Source organism: Bacillus sp. KICET-3, assembly GCF_033261025.1.
Classification (GTDB): domain Bacteria; phylum Bacillota; class Bacilli; order Bacillales; family Bacillaceae; genus Bacillus; species Bacillus sonorensis.
Genome location: NZ_CP137345.1, coordinates 1,181,653 through 1,208,359, shown reverse-complemented (window position 1 = coordinate 1,208,359; position 26,707 = coordinate 1,181,653). Strand labels below are relative to the sequence as shown.

The following is a 26,707-nucleotide window of genomic DNA, read 5'->3' as shown; positions in this document are numbered from 1 at the left end:
AAAAGACCAACTGAAATGCTCATGGAATCATGCTCGATTGTTTTGAGGCGGAATACTCATGAACAAATGCCGTCAATTTTTTCAGTGCATCAGGGCTGACCTCTGGAAAGATGCCGTGTCCGAGATTAAAAATAAACCGGTCCGTCTGCATTCCCTGGTCAAGGATTTCTTTTGCCCTTTCCTCGATAACCTCCCAAGGGGCAAGCAATATCGATGGATCGAGATTCCCCTGAAGCGTTTTGGACAAGCCGTTTTCCCGCGCTTCCTTTATGCTCATCCGCCAGTCCAGTCCAACGACATCAAGCTGAAGATCATGCCAGTCGCGGGCGAGATGGCCCGCGCCCACCCCAAACATGATCAGCGGAACGCCTTCTTTTTTCAGCTCTTTAAACAGGGCGTCCATTGTCGGCTTGATATAGCGGCGGTAATCATCGGCGCTGAGGGCACCGACCCATGAATCAAACACCTGGATGGCTTTTGCACCGGCTCTGATTTGCGCCTTCACATAAACGGCCGCCATGTCGCCAAGCTTTTTCATCAGCCGGCTCCACGCTTCAGGCTGGCTGTACATAAACGCTTTCGTTTTATGGTAGTTTTTTGACGGTCCGCCTTCTATCATATAGCTCGCCAATGTGAACGGAGCTCCGGTAAAGCCGATCAGCGGAACATTCAGCTGCTCCTCTGTCAAGAGCTTAATCGTTTTAAGCACATATGGAATATGCTCTTCAGGCTCAAGTTCACCCAGCTTGTCAACGTCGGCGGCAGAGGTGATCGGGTTGTCGATGACAGGCCCGATTCCGTTTTGAATTTCAACATTTACGCCAATTCCCGGAAGCGGTGTCATAATATCCTTATAAAGAATCGCCGCATCCACCCCGTACTGTTCCACAGGCAGCCTGGTCACATAAGCGCACAGTTCAGGCTGATGCGTAATTTCAAACAATCCGTATTTCTCTTTCAGCGCCCTGTATTCCGCCTGCGACCTTCCCGCCTGCCTCATGTACCAGACCGGTACATGAGGGCTTTTTTCTCCGCGGCACGCTTTTAAAAATGTGTCATTAAAAGCCTTGTCGTTTTTCACAATGATTTCCACCTTTCAAACTGCAACCATACGTTCGCAAAATTACTCCTTCAAATATACCGTTTTTTTAAGAATCGGTATACTCATGAGACTTATTGTTCAAAAAATTGATGAATTTCGAGTTGCTAATGATCTGAAGGGAATACTTTCGGCTCAATAAAATCCGTTCCTTTTCCTTCCGCCTTTGTCTGCGGGTTATACGGAACAATCCTGTAGGCTGCGTCCGAAAATATATTGGAATACGGGATTTCGTAGCTTCCTTTCCCTTTGACGGTATCGATTAGCTTCTCTTTTCCGTTTTTCCTTTCATATATTCGGTATTCAGCTCTTTTATCCTCTTGCTCATGCCATTTTAATGTCACCGTGATCAGTCCCATTGGCGTGAAGGAATAGCCGGCCTCTGCGCTTTCCAGGTCTTCCAGATGGATCGGACTGTCCAGATCTTTGACCCCCTCGGGCTTCTCAAATGTATTCGGCTTTTGATTGGAACGCCGTAAAATATCTTTATAGAGTCTTGTCGGGTACGAACTTCCTCCTTTTAAATAGTGCTTTGCATCTGTTTTATCGTAGCCCATCCAGACCGCTCCGGTCACATCGGGGGTATAGCCGGCAAACCACGCGTCTTTTGTACCGCCCTCTATTCCGGTAAACGTTGTGGAACCGGTTTTTCCGGCAATTTCTCCGGAAAATTCGCCGGATTTTGCCGTTCCGCTTCTTACAACCTCTTGAAGCATCCTCGTCATATACCAGGACGTCTGCTTGCTGAACACCTTTTCAGGAATTTCCTTATGCCTGTATAAAACATTCCCGTTTTCATCGGCAATTTTATTGATAAAGTACGGCTCGTCATATTCCCCCGAGTTGGGGAATGTCCGATAGGCCCCCGCCAATTGAAGGGGGGACACTCCTTTTTTCAGTCCGCCCAGCGCCAGAGCGAGTCCTTCGTCTGGTATGTTCATCCCTAATCGGCTTACATACGGCTTGACTGTCTCAACGCCGACCTCATTCAATGTCCATACGGCGGGCGCATTTTTGCTGTACGTCAACGCATCGACCATCGATACTTTTCCTTGATACTGTCCATCATAATTCTTTGGCGAATAGCCGCCATAGGAAAGCTGTTTATCCTCTAGGAGGGAATAAGGTTTGAACAGCTTTTCTTCAAGGGCCGGGCCGTAAACGGCAAGGGGTTTAAACGTCGACCCCGGCTGGCGGGCAGCCGTCGCCCTGTTGTACCCTTTTGAAACGTAATTCCTTCCGCCGACCGCGGCGATCACACCGCCTGTCTTGTTATCGATAAACACGGCGCTTCCTTCGGCATGATGGTCCGTCCCCGGAAAATAGCCATCCTCTTTCATCAGGATGTAGGCCGCTTTTTGCATGGATACATCAAGCGGAACGCTGATCGTGTAACCGCCTCGCAGAAGCTGGTCGCTTGAAATCGAATATCGATCATCCGCCTCTTTTATGACAAGGTCGATATAGCTGTCAAGCCAAGGGTTTTTCGATTTTTCTTTGACATGCAGCCCCAGTGTGCTTCCTTGCGCCCTGACCGTTTCTTTTGAGCTGATATACCCCTGTTCATTCATCATGCCGAGTATGACGTTGCGCCGCTCTCTGCTTTTGTCCGGATGAAGGATGGGGGAATAGGTTGTCGGCGCTTTTGGAAGCGACGCGAGAACAGCTCCTTCGCTGACTGTTAAATCCTTTACATCTTTATTAAAAAAATAATTGGCGGCTGCCTGAATCCCATAGACGCCGTGTCCGAAGTACAGCTGGTTCAGGTACATTTCCAGCAGCTTGTCTTTACTGTAGTCCCGCTCCAAATTAATCGCGATGATGACTTCTTTTGTTTTTCTTAAAAATGTTTTGTCATGAGTCAAAAAAATGTTTTTAGCAAGCTGCTGGGTAATCGTGCTCCCCCCTTCGACTTTGCCTCCGGCTAAAATATCTCGATATACAGCCCGGCTTACCGATTTTAAATCGATGCCGTGATGTTCATAGAAACGCCTGTCTTCAACGGCAATGAACGCATTTTTGACATCATCCGGCACTTCATCGATTGAGACGGGCCTCCGGTTTTCAGAATACAGGCTTGCGATTTCTTCCCCGTTTTGATCAACGATCTTTGAAGAAGCATTGAAAATCAATTTTTTCTCATCAATCACATAGTCACCGAGAAATAAAATCGTAATATATGCTAGTAAAGATAAAAGGACAATCGTCGCTGCAATGATGATCGGAATGAAAAATCTCTTTTTCATCTATTCACCTCATTCCTTTCTATAGCTAGTATGGGAATTTTTTCTTCAAATTATGTTTTGACTTTTCGTGCGTATCACCGATAGAATTTTAAACTGCCCTTTTGTTATACTAACAAAAAAGGGGTGAGAAAAAATGAATTTTTATATTACATACGGAACGGTCGATTTTTTAAAAAAGATCGCCCAACAGCATGAACTTGAAAAAATGCTCTTTATGAAAGGGCAGGACTCCGCGATCCTTTTCCACGAGACAGACGGAAAAAGCGTCTTTCAGGCACCTCACAGCTACGACATCATCGATCAATCCGGCTCATTGGAGCAGCCGGGCTTTGCCGTCCTCAACAATATTCCTGTCACAGAAGAAGGAAGATCCCTGTTTGAAACCCGTTTTAAAAACAGGGCAGGCAAAATAGAAAAACAGCCTGGATTCAAGGCGCTCAGGGTGCTGCGGCCGAAAGAAAGCGATACGTATATCGTATTAACCCTTTGGGAGTCAGAGCAGGCATTTCAGGATTGGAAAAACTCAAAATCCTTCAGCGAAGCCCACAACAAACAGCATTCTTCCACAGGAATCAACAAAGGCGGCACGATTTTTTCCCGTCCGTCCTATATTTCTTCCTATCATTCAGTCGAATAACTGCCTCAATGCGAAGGCAGTTTTTTTATTTCCGAGGAAATGACGCCCCTCACACTCTGCCGGCCCATGAATAAGCTGTAAGAGGTCATCATCACGGGGGGATGAAAAATTGGGGTTTGAATTAACGTCCATTCATTTCGTGTATGTGGGCTTTATCGCAGCCATCCTCGTCTTCATGCTTTTCCGCCTTGACACAACCTTTATTTCGCTTGCCGGAATTTTTTTCGTTTCTTTATGTGCCACCCACTCATTAAGCGCTTCTGTCATCGGTGTTTTTAACAGTTTGATCTACGCTTGCACGGAACTTCTTCCGACTATTTTTATCATTTGCTTCATCGTGTCCATGAGCGAACTCTTAACGAAAACAGGCGTCAACGAAACGATGATGACCCCCGTTTCCAAAATGATCAAAGGGCCTGTTCTGGCCTACTGGATCACTGGAATTTTGATGTTTATCATCTCATCTTTTTTTTGGCCTTCTCCCGCTGTCGCGCTTATTGGCGCTGTTCTGCTGCCGGCGGCTCTTAAAGCCGGATTATCGCCGATGGCCACAGCTGCGGCGATGAATCTCTTTGGCCACGGGTTTGCCCTGTCCGGAGATTTCGTGATTCAGGCAGCGCCAAAATTGACGGGCGACGCGGCCGGAGTGCCTGTCACAGAAGTGATGAAAGCCAGCATCCCGCTTGTCGCTATAATGGGAATTGTGACAACAATGACAGCCTTTCTCATGTTTGAAAAGGCAAGAAAGCGTCAAAATATAAGTCCGTTTGCCAACAAAAGCTCAGAATCCATGAAAAAAGAAGCGGAATGGCGGCTTTCACAACCTTTAAAGAAACTGCTCGCCATCCTCATCCCGATGTTTTTTCTTAGTGATATCGCCTTGATGCTGATGCTGGATCTTCAAGGTGATGAAGCGACCGCATTAGTCGGAGGAACGGCAGTTTTCGTCCTCATCCTCATCCACTTTATCGTCCACAAGCACCAATGCCTTGAGAAAATCACCGAATATTTCACTCACGGTTTCCAATTTGGGTTTAAAGTTTTTTCCCCCGTCATTCCGATTGCCGCATTTTTTTATCTTGGAGACGCGGGTTTTGAAAAAGTGTTGACGGCCGATATCCCCGGCTTCTCGAACAGGATCGTTCATGATCTCGGTTTGTCTTTCGCCCATTCCGTACCATTGTCTAAAGAAATCGCAGCGATCGCTCTAACGTTTGCCGGGGCAGTAACAGGGCTGGACGGCTCTGGTTTTTCCGGGATCTCGCTCGCCGGCTCTGCAGCGAGAATGTTTGCTGAGGCTGTTGACGGAAATCCTGCCGTTCTTACCGCGCTTGGCCAAATCTCAGCCATCTGGGTCGGAGGCGGTACGTTCCAATCTACAATAGACATATACTAATTTTTTTAACTTTATTAACTTTTGTGGGTGTTTAAGCGGGTGATCTAACAGACCATGAGATCATCCACATAAGTTATAATAAAAAGAAAAAAGGGACGAGGAAAAAATGAGTATCAACAAAATAAGATCATTTTTATACAAGTCGGCCAAGATTTTGGGAGATGTCAACGCGGTGAAAAATGGAACGATCGGAAAGCGTATAGCTCGACGTGCCGCTGGTAAAGCAGCCGGCAAAATATTGGGCAAGCTGTTCAAGTAATCTATATAGAAAATCCCCCTCATTTGTTTTAAAATGTAAATGTGCGTTTTAAAACAAGAGGGGGTTTATTATGGCTTTATTTATTTCAATATTTGCTGCTTTTATGCTTATAGGAGCACTTATAGGTGTATTAATGCTAATCCCAGTTCAAACAAGAAAAGCTGGACTTCGGCTGGCTCTTTTTTGTATTATTATTTTACTTTCAATATCACTAATTAATAATTTTTTTCTAAAGCACAAAAATGAACCGGTTGCCACCATTACTCCAGAAGAGTATAAAAAAATAAAAGAAGGAATGACTTATGATGAAGTCAAAAAAATTGTTGGTGGAAAAGCGAAATCTGTAGAAAAAGTTGGTCATTCCTCATCAAAATTTTATGATTTCGACGGAGAGGGCGGCTTAGAAAATGATGCAGAAGTATCTCTTTATTTTGTTGCTGGTGAGTTAAGTTTCAAAAGTGAATATGGGTTAATTACTAAAAATAATCAATCCGAATTAAATCATTCATCTACTGAGAATGAGACAAGCGATACAAGAAATATAATTGAAGATTTGGTCGATAAACATTTAAAGAACGTTTCTATTGAAGACATTGAAGTCAATCAAAATTTGGGGCATGATAAAAAAGATCAATACATTACGCTAGTTCACTTATCATTTGATCTTAAAAATTCACCAGCAACAACAAAAAAGATAATTGAACTATATAGTGAGGATTTGGCTGCTCGTCTTGCTGAGGAAGACACAAGCGTTAGCGAACTTTCTGTATTTTGGAAAGCACCTTATATAGATGAAGACGAAACTTTAGCAAAATTCTCTTATAAAAGATCTGGTGAAAAAATGGTGACCAGTGCAAGAAATGTTTCTCAACTCTTAAATTAAATTATGAGCCCATTCGAAAGGATGGGTTATTTTTCTTGTTGAAAACAGAACAAATGTTCCCTTATAATCATCTCAAAGGAGATGAACACCATGAAAGATGACAACTTGAGAGATCGAGGAACGATTAAATGGACAGCAATGATGCTGCCGGAGCATGTCAGTTTGCTTCGAGAGTTAGAAAGCAACCACAATAGAGTGAAAAGGCCAGTGCTCGACATGGCCCAAATAGAAGATATGGAACGGGTCATATGTGAGGCAATGGAGTATAATACCCCGGTACAGTTCTCTGTATTTAAGCCGCTGCCGTTTTTGAATGGAGCAGACACCGGGGAGATCATTCAAATAGAGGGGCATATCCATTACATAAACCAGCTGAAGAAAACTTTCCATGTCGTGGATTCTAAAGGAGACACCAATCTCATTAATTTTGAGGATGTTGTTGGGATTGAGGCAAAATAAAAAAGCTCACTGTTATGTGAACTTTTTAATCCTCTGAATTTTCTTCTGGGTTTAGTTCTTTATTAGTCCTACTTGTCACCCATGTTTCATTTAGAAGTACTGCTTTTCTAAAAATCTCATTATCTACATCTTTTAAATCGCCAATTGGCTTTTCAATTCCCATATGTTTTATGTGATTCCACGTGGTTTTATGAGCCCTTATGTATGATTTTTCGTTAAGTCCTACATTCTTATATAAGTCAGCCTCTAACGGAATGTCATATTTCTCGTGAGGCTTCATTTTTTTCATTGTTGAAATAGGCAAAATCTCAAAGTCTATGTTTGTAGGAGATTCATAATCATCTTCATGACCTATAATCAAAACAGGGCGGCGTTTAACTCTAACTTTCCCCGCCCTGGCATCAAAATATTTTTCTAAGGATGTACAAACCTTACCGATTTTCTCTTCTGGATTCCCCATTATTCTACCTCGCAACTTAATGAATCAAAATCATTTGTTTCGATGTCGAATATCATGTCACTTTTTTGAACAAGTGTATTGCCAGCTTCAAATTCACTTAATCCTTTTCGCGAATTTTTATATGCTTGATCTTGATGACTTAGGTTTCTTAATACCCCAGCAGAATATTTGCCATAATCGTAAACAACTTCTCTAATGGTATACTCCTCTTCTGGCGTTAACTCATCCTTAAATGGAGGCAAAAGTGTAAATGATCTTCTGACTTCTCGATTAACAGGCCCATGAACCCATCCTTCAAAATCTTCGTTAAAAAGCCATTCACCGAAATTTGCATAATGTTGTTTTTGTGCAAAGTACAAAAGTTTATGCATTTTCATTTCACTTAAATCATTTTCTTCTTCTGTTACATCATATACTAACTCGTAAAAATGTTTAATTGCCGAGGCTATAAAGAGAATGTCTCGGGGCATATAAATACACCTCCTAACTTAATAATAGCGCTCATCGATAAATACAACTCATTGTTTCCTTATAGTATCTTATTTTACCTTATATTACAATAAATAATCACGATTTGCGCTGATTTCATTTAATTTTTTTGCTCTCATGATACGGCCGGTATTTCTTCCTGCCGGCTTCAAGCTCCTGCTTCAGCTGTAAAACATCAGTGCGTAAAAGCAGGTTAACCTGTCCAATTTTTTTAATCGGCTTAATCCGCCCATCACTAATCAGCTTACTCAGCCGCTGCTTATTCACGTTTAAAATTTCTTGAGCCTCTGGGGCGCCGAGGACTTCATTTTTTATAAAGCCCTCAACATCCTGGCGACTTTTCAAATGATATTCCATGTTTACCTTCTCCTTATGTCCTTTATAATCGTTAGGACGGTCACCCCCAACACAATGGCCATAATGACTGTCGTGAAAGTGCTTGTCCATAATTCGCGCAGTCCAATAGCTGCCGCGCTTAATAAAATCATGGAAAAAATGAATGTTTGTCTTCTCTTCATATTATATGCTAGACTGGTTATAATTATATTAGGGAGCGAGCGACCACTCGCCTCCCCATTTGCTCAGTCCTTCTTATTATTCTTCTTTGCATCATGTGATTGTTGGGCAATCCACGCGATTGATGCAACATAGAAGAGAATTTGAAGGACTTTTATCATGTTGTCCAGCATTTCTTCACCTCCTTATGTCTTCATTATACCACGTGTGTAGACTTAGGTCTATAGTTTTGGTGAAAAAATGTCCTCCTTTTCTCAAAAAACACTCGATTAAATAGGTCTGATAACCTAAAACAAATGATTCATTTTCATGGATAAACAGGATTTATTCACCAATCATTTTCCGTATAGTGGTAAACTCGTTACTGACTAAGACTTTAGGAAGGGTTTGATGAATGAAAATCTATGAGTCAAAAACTTTAATAGCCGCTATGGAGAAACGGTCCAAGGAATACCAAAGCACCAGAGAACAGTTTGTCAACCTGAAAAAGGCGTTTCAAGGGATGGCTGATTTGGGCGATGATTTTGAGGGAAAAGGCGCGGACAACATCAAAGCTTTTTACAGAGATCAGGCAGGTATCGTGGACGACTGGGTCGATCTAATTGATATGCAGATTCAGTTTCTCAACGCCGTTTCTGCAACTGTGGAAGATGCCAACCTTTCCGGAGACACGTTTGTCGACATGGTGTTTCTTGAGAACCAGCTTGCCAATGCTTATAAAAATTCTAAGGCAATGGTTTCCCAGCAGAAAAAAGACATGAAGGCTATATTACAAGACATCCATGATATACTGCCTTTAGAAGTCTTTTCAACTGACACATTCAAACAACACCTCAATGATGCAAACGATGAGCGCAAAGACACGATCAAAGCTGTCGATGATCTGGACGCCGCTCTCAAAGAGGAATACGCCGCATCTGAAATCAACCAGCAGATGGTTACCGCTGATTATACCGCTCTAATCGGTGCAACTGGAAAAGGGAAAAGTGCTTCTCCGATTCACTATGATGCCAAAGCTTACCGGGCCAGCGAAGCCTATCAACTGAAAGACGACGTACATAAAAATGCTGAGAACTATATCCAGTTTAAAAAAGACCAGGCTGAAGCCCGCCGGATTGCAAAAGAGCAAGAAGAGCTTGCCAGGAAACAGGAAGAGCTTGCAAACCGGCCATGGTATGAAAAAATGCTTGATGCCGGCAGCACATTTGTGGGCGAAATCACTGGTTATTATGATTACAAGAGAGCTTCTGAAGGAGTCGACCCCGTCACAGGTGAGAAGCTGACATATGGGCAACGGGTTGCTGCGGGAGCGATGGGTGCCGCCGGATACATCCCGGTTGTCGGGTGGTTCGGGAAAGGTGCTAAAGGGATCAAAGGCGCATACAGCATGTACAAAGCCGAGAAGGCGGTCACAACAGTTGATAAAGCCCTGACTGCCTATAGAACGCCGAAAACATTCCAGGCTTTGAAAAACTCTGAAAAGGGTCTATACGGTCTAGCCGCGGCCAACGGGTTCAGCGAAACAATTACCGGCCGGGATATGTTCGGGAATAAGATTTCGGATGAGCAAAGACAAGATAGCTTTGACCGAGCTTTATCCATGATTGGAGCATTTGGTTTGCGTGGAATTAACACAAAGTTAAATGTTAAAAAGCCGGATGTCCCCAAAAGGCCGACTTGGCGACAATCAGAAGTTGATGTAGGAAAGGACTATCCTGATTACAGTGCTCAAAAGTCATTTATAGACGGCAAAGAAGTCCCATATGGAAAAAAGGGAAGCTCTCGACCGGATTTTTATAAAAAAGGCCATAGCATAGAGGTGAAAAATTACAAAATAACTACACCAAGTGGAAGAAGTAGACTAGTGAACAATGTTTCAAAACAAGTTGAAAAACGCTTGACTGATTTGCCAAGTAATACAAAACAAACTGTAATCATAGATATTAGGGGCCAGTCGGTTTCTGAAGAGATAATGGATGACCTGTATGATAGAATCATGAAAAAAACCAATGGAAGAGCAGATATTAAATTTAAAACTAATTTGGGGTGAAGCACGATGGCTGTAGGATTTAAAGTTAAATATTATTGGTATCAGGTCGGCCATGGCGACTTCTTACATTCATTTTTTTCAACAGTAAGCTATCATTTAGAAGAAAACGGTTGGGGATCAAAATATCCTTTTTTGCTAAATGATCTTTATCAAGGAAAACTTGAAAGTGAAAACATTGGCAAAGCTCTTGAAGAGTTAGAGGATATTAAAGAGCGATTGAAGAATTATAGCCCTTCACAGGTTGTATGGGATATCGAGGACATTAGCAAAAGACCGCCTTGGGGAGATAATATAAGTGAGGAGATTACCGACCTATCTAATTACTTTGTTACGAGCGATGGAGAAGATTTTATAAACATTTTAAAAAGCGCTCTTGAGAAAGGTTTAAAAACAAATTCAGACGTTTATATTGAAAGTATTTGATATAAAGGCCCTTCACAGAGGGCCTTTTTGATTAATTTAACGGTGATTTTTATCTTACACGAATCTTTTGTCCAGCATATATTTTGTTTGCATTCTTGATGCCATTCCAATTCTGCAGCGTCTTAACTGATGTATTGAATCTTTTAGAGATTCCGGATAAAGTGTCACCGGATTTGATTGTGTAATACTGCTTTTTGTTTGATGTTTTTGAAGCACTCCCGCTGATCTTTAACTTCTGGCCAACATAAATCTTATTAGGGTCTTTTATGTTGTTCAAACTTTGGAGAGCTTTGACGGTCGTGTTGTATTTCTGTGCGATTTCCGAAAGCGTATCCCCTTTTTTGACTGTGTAAACCGTATCCGATTTAACTGACTTTTCATTTGAAATAGGTTTTACTTCAGCGGCTTTTTCTTTTGTTACAGCTGCCTTTGCACGTAATCCGTCCCTATAACAAATGTTCATATCAACATTGCCAGATATGCCAGCTACCTTTCCACAATCAGAATACTGCCAGATATCTGCATCCCGGCCAAGTTTGCTGCTGTAACGGGCAACCCATAACGCAAACGGCTTCAGTTTAGTTTCATCAAGACTGTTTTCAAGGAAAGACTTGCCGCTGTAAATCATGGCGAAGTAGCCCGCTTTTTCAATCTCTCGTAAGAAGGCAACTGCTGCATCTGTTAAAATTGATTTGCTGACATTCCTCTGATTCACTTCAAGATCAAGTACAAGCGGATATGAGAGACTAACCTTTTTCACAGTTGACAGAAAGAACTTGGCTTCTGCCAATGCCTCTGACTTTGACCCGAATCGCGCAAAGTGGTAAGCTCCCGTTTTAATCCCCGCGGCGTTTGCGCCTGAAACGTTCTTTTCAAATTTCTTGTCCTTCAGGGTTGTCCCTTCTGTTGCTTTAATAAAGGCAAAATCAATCCCATCCCCCGCAACTTTCTTCCAATTGATATCCCCTTGCCAATGTGATACGTCAATACCTTTGATTCCCATAAAAAATCCTCCTTTTTAAAAGTTAAAAGGCTGCCCGCCGGCAACCTCATTTCGTCAATCCTTTATTTTTCAAGACCTCTTTTTGCAGCTTTCCTTTACCTGTCACATAGTTGTTTTTATACCAAGCGATAACAGACGTGACAATGGTAAACACTGTAGAGCCAGCCAAATACAAAGCATCTGCCAGCGTGTTGACCTGGTCCTCATCGATCGGTAAAGCTGCCTTTCCGAACATGATCAAAGTTTGGTTTACCAATGCAATAAAAAGAAGCACCGTGCGGACCACCGTGCCTTTGTCAAAGTTTTTCATAATATGTTTTCCTCCTTATTTTTGAATAAAATTAATGAAAAGCGCCGCAATTCCAGAGATCACAAGCGTACAAACCGCCGTTATAATGGCGCCCGTGATGCTGCGCTTGATCCATGTTGTGTTTTCTTCAATCTTGTTGAGCTTTTCATTGATAGAGATAATCTGCTGATCATGACGGTCAGACGTCCTTTCCAGCGTGCTAACGCGCTGTTCAAGTGTTTTCTGATCCGCTTTGACCTCTGTGATCTCGTTTTTCAAAACATCATACTCATTCGCTTGTGGCATATCCTGAAATCCTCCTGTCCTCACATCATTTTCACCTCCCTTGAGGCAAAATAAAAACACCCTTATAGGGTGTGTGCCATGCCTAAGTCCACACTGATGGCAGGCTTATCATAGCTCCGGCCTGTTATTTCTTCATATTCAGCCGGAGTGATCCAATTAATTCTTACGTATTCCCGCATTTCTTCATCTGTGTAACACCCCCAATCATAAAACTGTTTTATATCCGAGAAAGTTGGATACTTCATGAAGCCCCGCCGCCTTTCAGCGCTGAAACATCTGCCTGTAGTTTCGCTATTTGTAAGGAAAGTAAAGCATTCTGTTTTTTCAGCAGTTCAGTAGGGTTCGGCTCCGGATCGGGCGGCGTTACGCTCTCTATATACTCTTTAGTTGCTGATTCGATCCACTCCTCTTTTTCCGGATCATACTTCGGAACGTATAATCCTGAGGGAATCGGGGTGGTCGTACCATTCGGCGGCAGCTTCTCGCCTTCTTCGATGTTTATTTCGATATCATCTTCGCCAGCATATTTATAATTCTCATCGTAAAAAAGAACGTGCATGATACGTCCCTCCTCTACCATAACGGTATTGATTCATTAAACGACACCCTCGTTACCTTTGTTTCATCGTTCGCCAACATACCGTCGTATTTCAAGTCGCCGTCAGTCGTTAAAGAAAAACGAGCCGTTCCGTAAGAACCTATCGTAGGTACAACGAGATCGACTGTCTGCGTCGGCTTATTCGTAAATTTTGCGACTGACGTGCCGACGGATGGTAATATTCCGAAAGAGCCACGCAACCAAAGAACGTTGTTGCTGACCGAGAATTTAAACGGATACACCGAATCCTGTGTCGCTCCATTTATGAGCGTAACGGTATTCCAAGTCGGGGATAAGTCGGCATCAGTTATAAATCTCTGCCAACCTTTGAATGACCCGTCAGTGTGGACTGTTCCGAACCACCTTTTAGGATTGTTCGTCGCAGTTACCACGATCGTTTTGCGTGTATTATTAGTTGAAACATCGTAATGAAACCATTCGACCGCATTCGGGTCTGGAGAGTTTATGATTTTGCTGCTGACACCATAATAAAGACCAGACGGTAAAGTTAACAGGTCAGTGCCATCAGCAATTAGTTTTCTGCTTCCGTTGTCTTCGGTCAACTTAAATAACTGGCCGCCATTCCATTTGTCTTTTTCTGTTTGATAACGCGAATAAAACGAATCAAAATCGGATTTCGCTAACTGCTTTATGTTATCAACTTTATCCAATCCGACTTGGGATTTCGTGACCTTATGCGGATTGTCCGTTTTAGCTGCGTGTTGATCCGTGTAGGCCTCCGCCTTCTCCTGCGCGGCATTCGCCTTCTCCTGCGCGCCGTCCTTCGTTTCGATGTTTTCAAATTCATCAAACTTCGCTTTAATCTCTTCGAGAGTTTGGCTAATTTCGTCCACAGTTTTGTTTATGCCAGCCCGTAAGGATTCAAAATCATCAATGTAATATTCTGCGACCGGTACGATATTCTGATCTTCTAATGTTTTCGCAATGGAGAAAGTGAAAAATATCGTCGCAAGCGCCTGACCGTTTGTATAATACAATTTGACTTCGGCCTTTACCTGGCCGTAGTGCTTCAATTCTTCATCAGACAGGACATATTCAGCTTTCCCGTTTACCTTGTCCGTCAGGATCAGGCTGCGTTTATAAAACGAGTCATCCGCATACAGAAGGACTATTTTGGCATCTACCGCCGAAAGAGGCAACGGGACGCCGTCTTTTGTAAAAGAAAAAGACAGCTTTGCGCTGCCCGTGTCCTGGGTGAAAAATTGTATGTTAGTTGAAATGGGCGCTGATCTGCGCGCGTTAATGTCTAATGGAATTTCGCCCTGTTTATAAATCATCGCTGAACCTCCTTACATCTGTGGGTACATAAAGACTTGGGCGATACCATAGCCTTTTTGAAGAGAATACGGCTGTTTAATATGCATCACGTAAAAGCCTGTGCCGTCTTCTGATTTAGTACCAATGCCACCTGTAGGCACGATGCTGTCCCCTGTCTGGACAGTCTCATCAATTCTGACATATACCTGGCCGATCAGCCCGACAATATGCCACTCTTCCCGTTCTTCCCGCGGGATGTATTCAAGGTCAGGGTTATAGTTTGGATTTTCTTTTGGAATTTTGAGTTTACGGCCGCTCTCATCCATAATCGTTTCGTAGATCATGCCGCCGAACTCATTCCGAAGATACCGGTCATTCCAATAGAATGCCGCACCGCCCATAACGACCCCGGCCGTCTCAGAAATAACGCCCAATACCTTGTCCCCTTTTTCGGCTTTCCTGATCTTGCCCCCGTCCAAGGTCACCAGATAACCGGATTCAATTTTACGGCCGTCTTTAGACTCAAAATATTCCGCAAGGTCTTTGAAATCGGACACACTTTCCACACGACCAACACCTTGGATATTTCCGTTTGTGGAGCCGATTTTCCATTTAAGATTATCCTTCGAAGGTGAACCATTACCGTATCCACCACCTACCGAATAACTATCATCGTTAACAACTGCCTGGGAAGCCATCACCACTCTTGCAGGTCCGTCCCCTTTTGTGTGCGAGTTGTTGGACGCTATAATGGCTTGCCTTGAACCCTCTGTGGAGGAGCCGCCAGAAACGCCACCCATGAAATTCCTTGGACCTTTTGCTATGTTGTCACCCGTAGCCGCGATAATCGCACTTGTTGGATCTAAAGGAGCCCCGGAAGTCGTCGCCCCTCGGAATCCTCCTTTGAAATTCGTTGGTACAAATTTGTACTTGTTCCCCTTAATCATGGCCGCGTAGGAGTAGCCGGATGTCTGAACATTATTAATGTTCGCCTGTGAATTTGGTGACGTGATCCCGTATGTACCGCCTTCTCCTTCCATGATTCCATTGGAGATATTCACAGAGTACACCCCGCCGCCGATTCCGATTCCCTGCTTGGCCGACTTATAAAAAGTAAAATTGGACAGGTTGACATTATCCGTTTTTTGCGGACCGCCATATAGACGAATATCAAAGCCCGCTTTTTTGAATCCCCTAATCGTGATATTGTTCAAGGAAATGTTTCGGCTTCTATACTGCAAGGCAATGACCGGGTTATCCTTATAGTCATATGAAGGATCACCTATTGCAGTAAAGTTGCTGACAGCTACGTTTTTATAAGCTGAAACCACTAACGCACGCGGGGTCAATCCTTCATACATATCATTGAATATCGGTTCGATTGCTGTACAATCCGTAAGGGTGACATCGTAGGCCGTTGTGCTTTCCGGATCCTCTGCTTTGTGATGCCCGATATGTCGTAGATCAAAGCAGCGCACATCACGAAAGGACACATGGCCAATGACATGAACATTTTGGGATGCCGGCCATTCCTTATGTGCTTTGACTTCTACGCCCCGGATATTACCAGATGTATAGTTATTGATCAGCCAAACATGTTTTGAACCGTCATCAACTTCAATACCATTTGAGTTTGACTGCCCTTTAGGGTGAGCCGTACCACGCTGATCAACCGAATGAGAATTTGAAATAAAAACGTATTCGCTGTAATGCGTGGTAATGCCGTCATCCCCTGCGCCATACGCCACACAATTATCGACCCAAATGTATTTGGAACCATCTTTTGTCCAGTCGGTATCAGGCAGGTGGTCATATGTCGGCGATGTAATATCAATGCCATGAAGCCCCGCATTGATGGCCTCGACATCCTTCACCCATCCAAACCGTACATTTGCAAAGGTTAAACAGCTTGAATGTTGGCCGCCCGTAGCCCCGACGCCGCCCTGCCTGTCCGGGTTCCAATCAAGCGACATCCCTTGCACGAAAATATTTCGGTTCCCGTTTTTATAATCGGCGTTTGTGATGACCCATTCGCTGGCGGGTGTGTCTTCATGAAGCTTGAGGGTTGTAACACCTTTTCCCTGACCGATCAGATAAGTCCAAGATGGCAGCTTGATTCCTTTGACAATATATATGCCTGAATTTAATACAACTCTAACACGGCCGTCCCCTAGTGCTTTTCTGAATGCCTCCGTGCTGTCGGTTTTCCCGTCCGGAACAGCTCCGAAATCATCCACATTTACCGTCCGTTTTATTTTCTGCTCAAGCCGGTTAAATTCTAAATCCAGCCGGTCTTTCAATGTTCGGGAAGTTTTCCCGTCAGTTGTCACCCTTGCGTCCACGACCTCTTTTACATCTTTCCCGTCGTGATTCACAATCAGATTAGCAAACCGCGCATTTAAATTATCTAAACGATTCGCAACAGTAAAACCGCCGTGGTCGATCTGATCCGACTTGTGGGCGGTTTTAGATAATCTATGGCTTTTTAAATTATACTCATGATCGTTTAACGCGTTTTCAATACTCTGCATGTCCCCACTTAACTGCGATTCATAGAGGGAATTTCGAGTCGTATTGTAGTTTTTAGTCAGCCGCACCATCTTCCTCACTCCTTTTTGACAAAATAAAAAACGCTTATCTGAGCGTTCTGAACAACTGATCGATATATCTTTTTTGATTCCTCAACCTTTTTGCCTGGTCAACATTGATGTCCTGAATGTCTTTTCGGAAATTTGCAAATGTCAGCTGCGGGCTGCTGTATGGATCCAATGGATTGTACTGAATTGAAATCAGCCTTACATCATCTTCAAATGTAATGCCTTCCGCTGTATCAGCCAAGACATGAATTGTGTCGCCTTTCCAGAAGTCTTGTTCAATTTCTAAAAGTTTTGGCTCATAGATTTTTTGAAAATCAGCTTCGATCGTCATTTCCGGATAAGGGTTCACATGCTTTTTCAGAGCAGAAACCATGCGGCTGGATTTTTTTATTGTTTCATCTTTTATCGGTTCAGCCCACCGCGGCTTTCCTTCAATTAAGAATTTCTCTTCATCAGGGTGAACATATAAAATAGGCTCAAATTCATATTTTGGATCCTTGTCAGTACTATTGCTGCCTTCTTTTAAGGCACCGTATCCCCAGGCTCGTGTGGTACTATTTTGGGAACTTGTTTTAATTGTAATGCCTGGCATGTTATAACGGGAATCCAGAGTAAAATCAATGCGGATTCCCATCTTTTTATAGACGTAGATTTTGTAATTATCGACATCTATTTCAAGCCCATAATCTTCAATAATTTCATCCATCAATTCCGTAGAGTTTTTATCGCCAAAATTCTCCTGATCAGCGCTTGGAAACTCGCTCTCTGGCGCCTTCAGAATATATTTGAAATCTGTATCTTTCAAGGCAATATCCAGCGCTTCTCTAAGCTTTAATTTCTTGGTTACGGTATCATTCACGTAATTATTGATCAGCAGAACAGAAAAAATATGAGCTGCTGTGACGGTTTTTGTAAGGATATTATTTTCCTGCCTTACTTCTACATCCGTAATATAGTATTTTTGATGATTGAATTTTTTCTCATCCAGATAAAGTATGTTGTCGTTCACCAATAAATCGAATTCTGTGCCGTTCTCCTGCGTTTTTGTGATCGTGAAGGTAAAACTCTTCTTACCTGTCGTATCGTCCGTCAGATCAACGGAAACCCCGGTTATTTCAACAACACTTTTACCATCCTTCGTTGAAACATGCAGCTGTGGAAAATCAACATCTGAAGGCAAACTCTGATTGAGTGTGATGTCTTTGCCGTCATACTCCTTACTCGGAAATTCCGGCTCCGGTATCGGTGTGTCAGGTTGATCAGGATCAATAGGAATATCGTCCACAGAATCATATTGTGTAAGATTATACGTTTCAATTAGATTGTTTAACTTCGTCGCATAAGCCGGGTCTGTAGCATAACCGGCTTTTACAAGGGCTGCTGTTGCTTTCTTGTAATCTTTTTCACCTACTATGGCTTTATAATGGTCGGGATCCCAGCTTGTTCCGTTAACATAAAGTTTGGCTAAATCTTGCAGAGAAGCATACCAGGATGGGTACTTGCGGAATTTGGCTTGTACCCGGGTCGCATTCCCTTTCCGATCGTATTCAGTCGTCCACATGAGAACATATTGCCCGTTATAAGTCCCCTTAATTCCGAATAGATTTTTTCCTTTCTGAGCGAGCCCGCTTGTCCCCCATGCGCTCTCTAAACAGGCCTGAGCAATAATGAGAGACGCGAGAATATCATACTTTTTATATATCTTCTGCGCGTCTGGTGCAATCTCTTTTATAAAATCTGATCTTGCCATTTCACTTGCTCCTTATGCGTAGTAGAATCGTGTATCAAAAGTGATTTCAAAATCATCAGTATTTTGTATTTCAAAATCATTGCTCCCTATATCAAGCCCCGGGAGCCTGCCGGAGGTTTTAACCGGCTTATTATTGATCACGGTATACTGTTTGATAAAAGTGACAGGCTGTGATTTTTTCAACTCCTGTTCAATTTTCAGCCTCTCCCCATTTGTATGGTTGATGATCGTCACGTTTTTACCTGAAGCCCGTAAGGTCACATTGTAGTCATGCTGCATGGGATTGATAAAAGCATCCCCCGTATTGTAAACCTGAAATCTTTTTCGATTTTTAAACACATATTCCAGGTTGTCGTGCATCTGAATATTCATCCCTGGGCTCCAGTATTCTCCGTGAAAATTCTGTTTTGTTAAAGAAGTGAATTTTGACTCCGCTAAACCAGTGTAGTTGTTAAATTCCACAGTAAAAGAAACATGATTTTTTTCTTTTTCTTTTGGAATACTGAAATTCCCATCACATGTGACACGAAAACGGAGATTTGGCAACAAGTCGGTTGAAATATAGTAAGGGAACGGTTTAACCAAAACCGCGTATAGTTCCCGCCGATACTGATAAAAATTTTCGGCAATGACTGAATTCAGATAGATTTCAACTGATATTTTTCTTTCTGTATATTTGACGTCACGGGGATGCTGCGGCAAAACGACTCCATTTATTCTCGGGATATTTGTTGTTTCACGCTCAATGCCTGGTGACTCAGGTGTAAAACTTAAAGGTTCAAAAAAAGGAAGCAGGCTGCTTAAACTCTGCTCCCCTAAACCATTATCATAGTCAATGTACAATTCCACTATCTCACCCCATTCAAGTATGAAGTTCGAGTATACCGATCCCCGGATGATTGATCGATTTTCTTCCCATCAAGATAAGTGTTGTTATCTTTTAATAGGATCTGTTGCAAGAGCTGCACATTTTTATTTAGAAAATCAATTTGTTTTGCCATCATACTGATCTGTTTTTCTTGGTTCTGCACAACACGGCTGATGTCTACAGAAAAGTCTTTAGGCGAGGCCAATTCCTGTGCAGGCTTTTCCGAAACTTTTTGAAGCAGGAGGAGCGCTTTTGAAATCATTCCATCCTGCAAATCCGGAAGTACGCCAAGCTTTCTACCAACACGGGCCCATAGCCCAATATTGCGCTCCCGATAAGATGGATCCTCTGTGATGGTCGTTTCATCATACCCGCGTTCATTTAAGATCGCCCATTTTGATCCACCACGGCCAGGCGAAATACCGCCTTTTGCATATCCAACATATCCGCCGCCTCGTGCCATCGATTTTAACCCCGGATGATTGTTTATGTCACCATATCGTCGTTTGATATAGTTAATGGCAGCCAGGATATTATCGATCGGATTCAAAATGTTATTATGTCCAGGAAACTTATTCGCGTTGAACGTGCTCGGAATCGTCTGCATCAGCCCTTGTGAAGGGTGCCCAGCTTTCGCATTAGAATCCCATAAATTGATGGCGTTAGGATTACCGCCACTTTCTTTCATGGCGATAGTAACAAGCCCCGGGATCCATGAAATCGGCACACCCGCGATGCCGACTGCTTCAGTCACCCATTGGTTTACAGCTTTTGTTCCGCCGGCTCCTTTAAATGTACCTGGATCCGGCATGACACCTTTCAGGAATTGAGCTGCCCCATCCTTCAATGTCTTGAGTATACCGGTCCCTAACGAGTCAATGCCTTTTCCAGTTTTGTAGGGGATCAGCCCACTAAACAGTTTTTTGATTAAGTTGCCGGGACCCTTTGTAATCAAGTCCATTGCGGTTGAGCTGACATCCCCGACTTTATTTACAACGCTTTTTCCGAATGATACAGCCCCATTGACCATTTTTTTAGAGCCGTCAATCGCTTTTTTGAAAAAGTCGCCAACCCCTCCTGCATATCCTGGTAACCCTGTGGCTGCTAATTTTTTTGACTGGTCATGCGGTAGTACGGAGGTGCCTCGTGGGAGATCCCAAATTTGCGGGCCGCCTGCCCCTACAACATAAGTTCCTATGCCTGGTGTATGGGCCAACTCCCATCCTTCTTCACCGACAAGCGCTTTCCCTCCAGGGTGAAAGTCTGTTCCTTTTGCATAAGCGACACCAGGTGCAACTTGCATTTTAGAAGTATCTTGATAGCCTTTGGGTTTCCACTCCGGAATCGTTGGCGCGTGCAGAAATTCAAGAACTTTATTAATATAGCCGGTGATCTGATTTATTACCCCTGCTAAATCAATTAGGTGACGATCCCATTCATCAAGGATATCACCTGTTTCAATATCAACCTGATCAAGAGGCCGGCAGCTTGAAGTTTTGCCTCCTCGACTACGCCTTTATGTGTCTCTTTTGCTTGTTCAATTGTTTTTTCGGTTTGGCTTCTAGCTTTCTCAACAATGTCATCGTGCTGTTTCTTTGAAATTACTCTTTTTACATAATACTGATCATCAGCAGCGTTAATAACAGCGTCGCGCTGCTTTTCGGCAGCTTTAATTGTTTTTTCTTTTGCTTTGTTGCTGTTTTTCACAACAGCGGCTGCCTGTTTGGCGGAAAGATTAGAAGACTCTTCCTTCAACTTTCTAGAAATTTTCGTTTGTTCACCTTTACTACGGGTAAGTGCTGTCTCCATTTGGGAGAGCATCTTCCCTTGAATTTTAGTAACTTCTTCATTTTCTTTATCTGTAAGCTTACGATGTTCTTTTGCGGCGTTTCGATAAATCTCATTTACACGATCCACATATCCTTGTATTTTCTTTTGTTTCTTTTGGTTTCCATCCCCAATTTTATTTAGAATCTTAGCCGCGTATTTATCTGATATTTCCTCATTGGACGCAAAAAACTCCTTTAATACCTTGGTGGCTGAATCAGTGCTCGTTTGGAATCCATTTTTCAAAGACTCTCCCATCGCTGTAAACTGTGTTGCGACATCGTCCGCTATTTTCTTGGTGATTTTTGCATTGGTTATACGGAGATATTCAAGCTTAGCCGTGACTTTTGTATTCATATCTTCATAAGCATTCACAGCTTTTGCAGTAGACTTCGAAACCCCTTTACCAAAGTCAATAGTCGATGGAAGAACCCTTTTCTTCAGGTTGTCATAATAGTTCATACCTGCTTCCGTAAGAAGCGTTACACCTGTAATAGCAAGGCCAATAGGACTACCTAACAAACTCAATGCGCCACGTAAGAGGCCGACAACTCCCGCTCCTTTTTTGAGAATGTTGAAAAGGCCAAAACCACTTTTCGCTAATTTCATGAAGCCGCCAGCGCCTTTAATTGCATTGGCCCCGACCTTTAAAATATTTCCGCCGAATTTTAAGAGCTCAGGTGCAAACGAAAGAATAAGGCCGGCGATTGTCCCGACGGGGCCGCCAAATAAACTTAGACCAAGCCCGGCAACACGTGAAGCACCGCCCAGCCCCCGCATAGCTCTTGTACTTCTACTAGATGACTGCTCAAGCCGTCCTACTCTCGTTGTTGCGACCGCGGTTGATTGATGGAAACGTTCCATCCTTGTAGACGCTACAGCCGCCGCCGTGGAGGTCGTGTTCATTCCTGCAGCCGCTGTCCTGGAAGCTGCTCCCGCCGCAATAGCTTCTGTGGAATAAGTGCTGAGGCTTGCTGAAGCCCGATTTACACTGCCTGTTAAATAGCTTCCGGCAGTCCGCAGCATGTTCCAGCCTGCTGCCACCTTTGGCAGAGAACCTAAAATCAATAAAAACGCCCCACCTAAAAGCGAAAACACAGTTACCGCTCCGCCAGTAATCGCAATGGTACTCGCAACGGAAGGGGGTAATGAATCGAACCAGGTAACGAATTTTGTTAGACCGTCAGTGGTTGCACGAATCACAGGGAGAAACTGATTCCCCAAAGTGATAAGAGCGTTGTTCACAGCAGATTTCAGATATTCCATGGATCCGGCCAGGTTATCCATTTGCTTTTTGGCTACTCTGTCCGCAGCGCCCCCGCTGTTTTCAATTTCTTTGGTGAAATCTTGGAGCTTGTCTTTTCCTGCGTGCATTAAAGTAATAAATCCAGAAAGAGCGTGCTGCCCTGCCAACTGTTTAGCAATACGGATTTTTTCAGTTTCGGTATAATTTTTTGTTTTCTCATTGATCTGGCCGATTATATCCGAAAGCGGACGCAATTTCCCTGTGGAATCAGTTACTTGCAAACCTAATTCATGGATCGCATTTCCGGCTTGTTTTGGCGGAGATGATAGGCGAGTAAGTGTAGCCCGCAAAGCCGTTCCTGCCATATCAGCCTTAATCCCGCTGTTTGCCAAGATACCTGTTGCCGCCGCTAATTCTTCCATGCTGAGTCCGGCCGTTTTTGCTGCCGGAGCCGCATATTTCATCGTTTGACCGATCTCTTGAAGCGTGGCGTTTGAGTTGGTGAACGTATACGTCATGGCATCCGCAACGCGGTTTGTATCTTCAGCTTTGATATGAAATTCCGTCAAGATATCAGAAACGATGTCAGCTGTAACACCAAGGTCTGTTTGTCCGGCTGCGGCAGTCGCGAGAAGACCAGGCATAGCTCCAATGATTTGATTCGTTTTATACCCGGCCATCGCAAGGTACTGCATTCCTTCGGCAACTTCTCCATCAGTAAACTGAGTTGTTGCACCCAAATGACGCGCCGTTTCCGTCAGTTTAGCCATTTGGTCGTTTGTGGCATTCGCTAAAGCACCAACACGGCTCATAGCTTTTTCAAAATCAGCTGCGGCTTTTACACTTACTCCAATCCCCAGCGTTCCCGCTGCGCCAACAGCCGAAAGGGCTGTTCCAACCTTAGAAGCAGAATGGTAAACAGCGTTTAGCCCTTCAGATACTTTCCCTGAATCTCGTCTGAACACAGAAAAAACACCCGAAGCGCGACGGGTGCTGTTTGTCGTGTTTTCAAATTCTCTTGTTACACGTTGCAGTTCGTTTCCAAGGCTTTGGTGAACTGCAATAGCATCATTCAGCCTGCGGCCTTGTATTTGGGTCTCTCGATTGTCGATCCCTTTTTCTTTTGCTAATTTCTCGTATTTGGCTCGATGCTCTTCGACTAATCGGCCCTGGATACGATATTTGCTATTGAGACCTTCTACTTGGGATTGGAGAAATTTAGATTGATTGCCCGCCGCTTTATAAATAGCACTGGAGGCTTTCATTTCAGAATTTGCTAAACGCATTTGCCGCTTTAAGCCCTCAATTCCTCGGTTAAAACCGGTATCATCAAGGCCTACTTTAACGATCATATTTCCGATAGGTTGCGCCATATGTATCCACCCCGCTTCCCTGGCATAAACTCAACGAAAAAAGACCGGCTGCTTAGCCTGCCTTAGAAAAACACTTGATCAATTGGAACAACTTTAGGTTTATTTTCATGTGCCAAGACTTCTAAGTAATGGTAAATATCCATCTCGTCAATTTCAGTCATGGTCCAACCCTGTTTTAAAAGGGCAGCGTAAATATCATTGAGCTGATCTATTCCTTTTTCTGCTGAAAGGCCTCCGTTTCCACTCCCGGCAAAAAATCTTCTTCCTCCTTAACTTCCTCATAACCCATAATTTCGCCCATGATTCGCCTTACTTCGTCTGAAACTTCAAAAGACTGTAGACCTTCTTGAAATTCCTCTAAAGTAAATTGGTTGCGGAATACCCGTACAATGAACTTCATACGATCTTCAAGGCTCTTAAGCACTTCCTTAATACTGTTGGTATTTTTAGCGGCTGCCTCATCTAGCTCCAGAGCTTCATACAAAGTTTTTGTATTAGTACGAGGTGCAATAAACGTCTTATATTTTTCTTCTTTTTCAAACCATAATTTCACCGAAATTTGTTTTTGAGCCATGTTGACTCCTCCTTTATTTTGTTTGATATGAAAAAAGAGAAGCACGCTGCTTCCCTTTATACTGTTTTGCCAATGTCTACGCTGGATTTATCACCAGAAACAGAATCTGGATTTTTATAGGCAGCACCAAATACTTTTTCATAAAACTTGTCCAGACTAAAATTCGGTGCATCCTCGTCAGCCAATACTTTATAGATGTCATCCTGTTCTCGCTCCATAAATTCAGCAGAAAGTTTGACTGTTTGGAAGTCTGTCTTTTCTTCTTTTGTTTTCCATTCATCATCCGGAAGGGAAAAACGCCCTTTCACTAAGCCTACATGGCGATTCTTGCCGTTCGCTTTTGGTCCATAGAAAGACATCGCAACCCATGGCGCGATAACATTCTTTTTGAACATATAGAGCCCGTCTGTTTCTTTTATCCCAAACAATTCCTCCAAGATTTCCATTGGCAGATCCCGCATTTCAAGCTCCAATTTTGTAGAACCAGTCGTGACAGCCATATCCACCAGTTTGTTGTCTGCATACTGCTTTTCTGTTGATGTATCCGTATTGACCTTCGCGTTAATTGCGTAAGGGTAATCAATAATTTTTGTAGCCACATAAAAGCCATTTTCCTTTTTTAAAGGCGCAAATTTAACGCCTTCCAATCCGGTAACTGAACTGTATTCAGGCATTCTAAAACCTCCAATTATATTAAAATATTGGCCTCAAATCGGCGTCCCTTCCGAATAAGACCCTCATCTTTTAAAAAGTCATTGATTAAAATTCCTGTTTGAAAATCCAATCGATTCATGACCCCTATAACGGCAGCCAAAATCTGATCGCAGGATGAATCGTTGTATACATCAATTTGATAGACAGCGCTGTCCTTGATCGGCTTTCCATCAGCCCACTTGGTAGTTCTGTAGTCCAATTCCTGTACGACGATATAAGCTGGTTTGCTTTTGATGCCAATCGGCACCGCAAGTTCAAAAATGTTTGCTGGATCAGCCAATAATAAAAGCGCCGGATCAGTTTCCAGCGCTTCAAATACTTTATTTTTTAGTTGTAGGGCTCTTTCCACTACATTCATAGCTTGTACCCTCTTTTTATAACGGTTGCCATCGCCTGAAGCATCCTATCATTGGCACTTAGCATACTCTGCTGAATGAACGGGTTAGCCGGCTGATGAATGGTTCCGAATTCAGGCAAGTGGACACGGAACTTCGTATCTTTTGTAGGACCGACAACCGCATATATTTCTCCGTCGGGATCCTTGCGTGTCCGGTTTCCAACAATAATATCTTCGTCAATATGAGGGTGATTGCCGCCAATGTCTGATCTGGGCGCATTTTTGTCAATTTCTTTGGCAAGGACCGCACCCCCGGCTTTTACAGCAGCTTTATTTATCGCTTCATCCTTTCTTGCAAGAGAAGCTAAATATGAATCCAATTCTTTAAAGCCCTGCATTTCCATTTCGATCTTCATTATTCCACCGCCTTTGCCCTAATCGTGGTGAAATTTTTCCGAGAATAGTTCGGGATGATAGATTCAATCACATACGCTTGATTCTGAAAAAGGATCCGCATATGTTCATCGATATCCTCGCGGTGTCGGATCGTGAATTTTACTGTCCTCTCCTTCTGCACCGCGGCCGCCGCGTAATATTCTCGGCCTTTTAACCCTTCGGCTTTTGCCCAGCATTCAACGACCGTTTCATAGTCACCTTCCACAGGGAGACGGCCGCCTTCTTTTTTCTCTTGAAACTTGATTCGATACCGCATGTCATTCAGCATTAGAATCAGTCTCCGGAACCGTATATTTTAATTGATTGATCATCATCGTAAGCACCCCATCAAGATTTGAAGTCGTGCCGGCCACTTCCCGATTTTCATACCAATGCGTAACAAAAGCCTTTACACACATATCAGCCCGCGCTGAATTGTTAGGAAATTTCAACCCGGTTGCAGCTGTAATGTATTCTTTTGCAGAAGCGATAAACCCAAGGATTAAATCATCCTCCAGATCACCATCAACCCGGAGGAATTTTTTCGCCTCTTCAAGCTCTTTTTGTTCCATTTCAGTCATAGGGCATCACCTAT

The 26,707-nt window shown here is 43.2% G+C and carries 26 protein-coding genes and 2 pseudogenes; 7 read left to right on the top strand and 21 right to left on the bottom strand.

The window, feature by feature from the left end:
- Positions 1 to 19: 19 nt before the first annotated feature.
- Positions 20 to 1,081: a uroporphyrinogen decarboxylase gene (gene hemE / locus R5H20_RS06060; RefSeq protein ID WP_006636699.1), complete on the bottom strand. Its 1,062-nt coding sequence runs from the start codon at positions 1,079 to 1,081 to the stop codon at positions 20 to 22.
- A gap of 125 nt (positions 1,082 to 1,206) precedes the next feature.
- Positions 1,207 to 3,345, bottom strand: coding sequence for a transglycosylase domain-containing protein (locus tag R5H20_RS06055; RefSeq protein ID WP_006636698.1), 2,139 nt, complete (start codon positions 3,343 to 3,345; stop codon positions 1,207 to 1,209).
- 133 nt (positions 3,346 to 3,478) lie between these two features.
- Between R5H20_RS06055 and R5H20_RS06050 the strand changes: the two genes are divergently transcribed.
- The 5 genes and pseudogenes from R5H20_RS06050 (at position 3,479) to R5H20_RS06030 (ending at position 6,979) form a co-directional block, all read left to right on the top strand.
- On the top strand, positions 3,479 to 3,982 hold the full coding sequence (locus R5H20_RS06050) for an antibiotic biosynthesis monooxygenase family protein (protein ID WP_006636697.1): 504 nt from the start codon (positions 3,479 to 3,481) through the stop codon (positions 3,980 to 3,982).
- A 109-nt stretch (positions 3,983 to 4,091) separates the two neighbouring features.
- Positions 4,092 to 5,351, top strand: a pseudogene (locus R5H20_RS06045) (hypothetical protein); the annotation flags it as partial.
- A gap of 133 nt (positions 5,352 to 5,484) precedes the next feature.
- Positions 5,485 to 5,637: a hypothetical protein gene (locus R5H20_RS06040; RefSeq protein WP_224254485.1), complete on the top strand. Its 153-nt coding sequence runs from the start codon at positions 5,485 to 5,487 to the stop codon at positions 5,635 to 5,637.
- 70 nt (positions 5,638 to 5,707) lie between these two features.
- Positions 5,708 to 6,520 (top strand): hypothetical protein, encoded by an 813-nt coding sequence (locus tag R5H20_RS06035; RefSeq protein ID WP_017474571.1) that lies wholly within the window; start codon positions 5,708 to 5,710, stop codon positions 6,518 to 6,520.
- A 90-nt stretch (positions 6,521 to 6,610) separates the two neighbouring features.
- The gene (locus tag R5H20_RS06030) at positions 6,611 to 6,979 is read left to right on the top strand and encodes a YolD-like family protein (protein WP_182423286.1); all 369 of its coding nucleotides are present in this window, start codon (positions 6,611 to 6,613) and stop codon (positions 6,977 to 6,979) included.
- A 25-nt stretch (positions 6,980 to 7,004) separates the two neighbouring features.
- On the opposite strand, the gene R5H20_RS06025 is transcribed toward R5H20_RS06030, so the two are convergent.
- From R5H20_RS06025 to R5H20_RS06015, 3 genes are all read right to left on the bottom strand, one after another.
- Positions 7,005 to 7,439, bottom strand: coding sequence for a hypothetical protein (locus tag R5H20_RS06025; protein ID WP_088272708.1), 435 nt, complete (start codon positions 7,437 to 7,439; stop codon positions 7,005 to 7,007).
- On the bottom strand, positions 7,439 to 7,909 hold the full coding sequence (locus R5H20_RS06020; RefSeq protein WP_088272707.1) for a Panacea domain-containing protein: 471 nt from the start codon (positions 7,907 to 7,909) through the stop codon (positions 7,439 to 7,441). The genes R5H20_RS06025 and R5H20_RS06020 overlap by 1 nt, the downstream gene beginning before the upstream one ends.
- 115 nt (positions 7,910 to 8,024) lie before the next feature.
- Positions 8,025 to 8,285, bottom strand: a complete 261-nt coding sequence (locus R5H20_RS06015; RefSeq protein ID WP_088272706.1) for a helix-turn-helix domain-containing protein — start codon at positions 8,283 to 8,285, stop codon at positions 8,025 to 8,027.
- Between the two features lie 553 nt (positions 8,286 to 8,838).
- On the opposite strand from R5H20_RS06015, the gene R5H20_RS06010 reads away from it, so the two are divergent.
- Both R5H20_RS06010 and R5H20_RS06005 read left to right on the top strand, forming a co-directional pair.
- Positions 8,839 to 10,494: a ribonuclease YeeF family protein gene (locus R5H20_RS06010; RefSeq protein WP_088272705.1), complete on the top strand. Its 1,656-nt coding sequence runs from the start codon at positions 8,839 to 8,841 to the stop codon at positions 10,492 to 10,494.
- 6 nt (positions 10,495 to 10,500) lie between these two features.
- On the top strand, positions 10,501 to 10,917 hold the full coding sequence (locus R5H20_RS06005; RefSeq protein ID WP_088272704.1) for an immunity 70 family protein: 417 nt from the start codon (positions 10,501 to 10,503) through the stop codon (positions 10,915 to 10,917).
- A gap of 49 nt (positions 10,918 to 10,966) precedes the next feature.
- Here R5H20_RS06005 and R5H20_RS06000 read toward each other — a convergent pair whose 3' ends face one another.
- From R5H20_RS06000 to R5H20_RS05925, 16 genes and pseudogenes are all read right to left on the bottom strand, one after another.
- Positions 10,967 to 11,920 (bottom strand): glycoside hydrolase family 25 protein, encoded by a 954-nt coding sequence (locus R5H20_RS06000; protein ID WP_088272703.1) that lies wholly within the window; start codon positions 11,918 to 11,920, stop codon positions 10,967 to 10,969.
- 46 nt (positions 11,921 to 11,966) lie between these two features.
- Entirely contained in the window at positions 11,967 to 12,230 is a 264-nt protein-coding gene (locus R5H20_RS05995; protein WP_088272702.1) for a phage holin, read from the bottom strand.
- 15 nt (positions 12,231 to 12,245) lie between these two features.
- Positions 12,246 to 12,515, bottom strand: coding sequence for a hemolysin XhlA family protein (locus R5H20_RS05990; protein WP_048407283.1), 270 nt, complete (start codon positions 12,513 to 12,515; stop codon positions 12,246 to 12,248).
- Between the two features lie 62 nt (positions 12,516 to 12,577).
- Positions 12,578 to 12,760, bottom strand: coding sequence for an XkdX family protein (locus tag R5H20_RS05985; protein ID WP_048407282.1), 183 nt, complete (start codon positions 12,758 to 12,760; stop codon positions 12,578 to 12,580).
- On the bottom strand, positions 12,757 to 13,074 hold the full coding sequence (locus tag R5H20_RS05980) for a hypothetical protein (protein WP_224254484.1): 318 nt from the start codon (positions 13,072 to 13,074) through the stop codon (positions 12,757 to 12,759). Before R5H20_RS05980 ends, R5H20_RS05985 begins: the two co-directional genes overlap by 4 nt.
- Before the next feature lie 14 nt (positions 13,075 to 13,088).
- Positions 13,089 to 14,411: a phage baseplate upper protein gene (locus R5H20_RS05975; protein ID WP_224254483.1), complete on the bottom strand. Its 1,323-nt coding sequence runs from the start codon at positions 14,409 to 14,411 to the stop codon at positions 13,089 to 13,091.
- A 12-nt stretch (positions 14,412 to 14,423) separates the two neighbouring features.
- On the bottom strand, positions 14,424 to 16,991 hold the full coding sequence (locus R5H20_RS05970) for a peptidase G2 autoproteolytic cleavage domain-containing protein (RefSeq protein WP_224254482.1): 2,568 nt from the start codon (positions 16,989 to 16,991) through the stop codon (positions 14,424 to 14,426).
- Between the two features lie 34 nt (positions 16,992 to 17,025).
- Positions 17,026 to 18,738, bottom strand: coding sequence for a glucosaminidase domain-containing protein (locus R5H20_RS05965; protein WP_224254481.1), 1,713 nt, complete (start codon positions 18,736 to 18,738; stop codon positions 17,026 to 17,028).
- A gap of 12 nt (positions 18,739 to 18,750) precedes the next feature.
- The gene (locus R5H20_RS05960; RefSeq protein ID WP_006637254.1) at positions 18,751 to 19,587 is read right to left on the bottom strand and encodes a phage tail family protein; all 837 of its coding nucleotides are present in this window, start codon (positions 19,585 to 19,587) and stop codon (positions 18,751 to 18,753) included.
- Positions 19,587 to 24,052: pseudogene (locus R5H20_RS05955) on the bottom strand (phage tail tape measure protein). Before R5H20_RS05955 ends, R5H20_RS05960 begins: the two are co-directional and overlap by 1 nt.
- 208 nt (positions 24,053 to 24,260) lie before the next feature.
- Positions 24,261 to 24,626: a phage tail assembly chaperone G gene (gpG, locus tag R5H20_RS05950; RefSeq protein ID WP_006637252.1), complete on the bottom strand. Its 366-nt coding sequence runs from the start codon at positions 24,624 to 24,626 to the stop codon at positions 24,261 to 24,263.
- A gap of 56 nt (positions 24,627 to 24,682) precedes the next feature.
- Entirely contained in the window at positions 24,683 to 25,300 is a 618-nt protein-coding gene (locus R5H20_RS05945; RefSeq protein ID WP_224254478.1) for a major tail protein, read from the bottom strand.
- 14 nt (positions 25,301 to 25,314) lie between these two features.
- Positions 25,315 to 25,698, bottom strand: coding sequence for a hypothetical protein (locus tag R5H20_RS05940; protein WP_224254477.1), 384 nt, complete (start codon positions 25,696 to 25,698; stop codon positions 25,315 to 25,317).
- Entirely contained in the window at positions 25,695 to 26,093 is a 399-nt protein-coding gene (locus tag R5H20_RS05935) for an HK97-gp10 family putative phage morphogenesis protein (RefSeq protein ID WP_096892028.1), read from the bottom strand. Before R5H20_RS05935 ends, R5H20_RS05940 begins: the two co-directional genes overlap by 4 nt.
- Entirely contained in the window at positions 26,093 to 26,401 is a 309-nt protein-coding gene (locus R5H20_RS05930; RefSeq protein WP_096892026.1) for a phage head closure protein, read from the bottom strand. The genes R5H20_RS05935 and R5H20_RS05930 overlap by 1 nt, the downstream gene beginning before the upstream one ends.
- A complete protein-coding gene (locus R5H20_RS05925) occupies positions 26,391 to 26,693 on the bottom strand; it encodes a head-tail connector protein (RefSeq protein WP_048354907.1) in 303 nt (100 codons plus the stop codon). The genes R5H20_RS05930 and R5H20_RS05925 overlap by 11 nt, the downstream gene beginning before the upstream one ends.
- Positions 26,694 to 26,707: the final 14 nt, after the last annotated feature.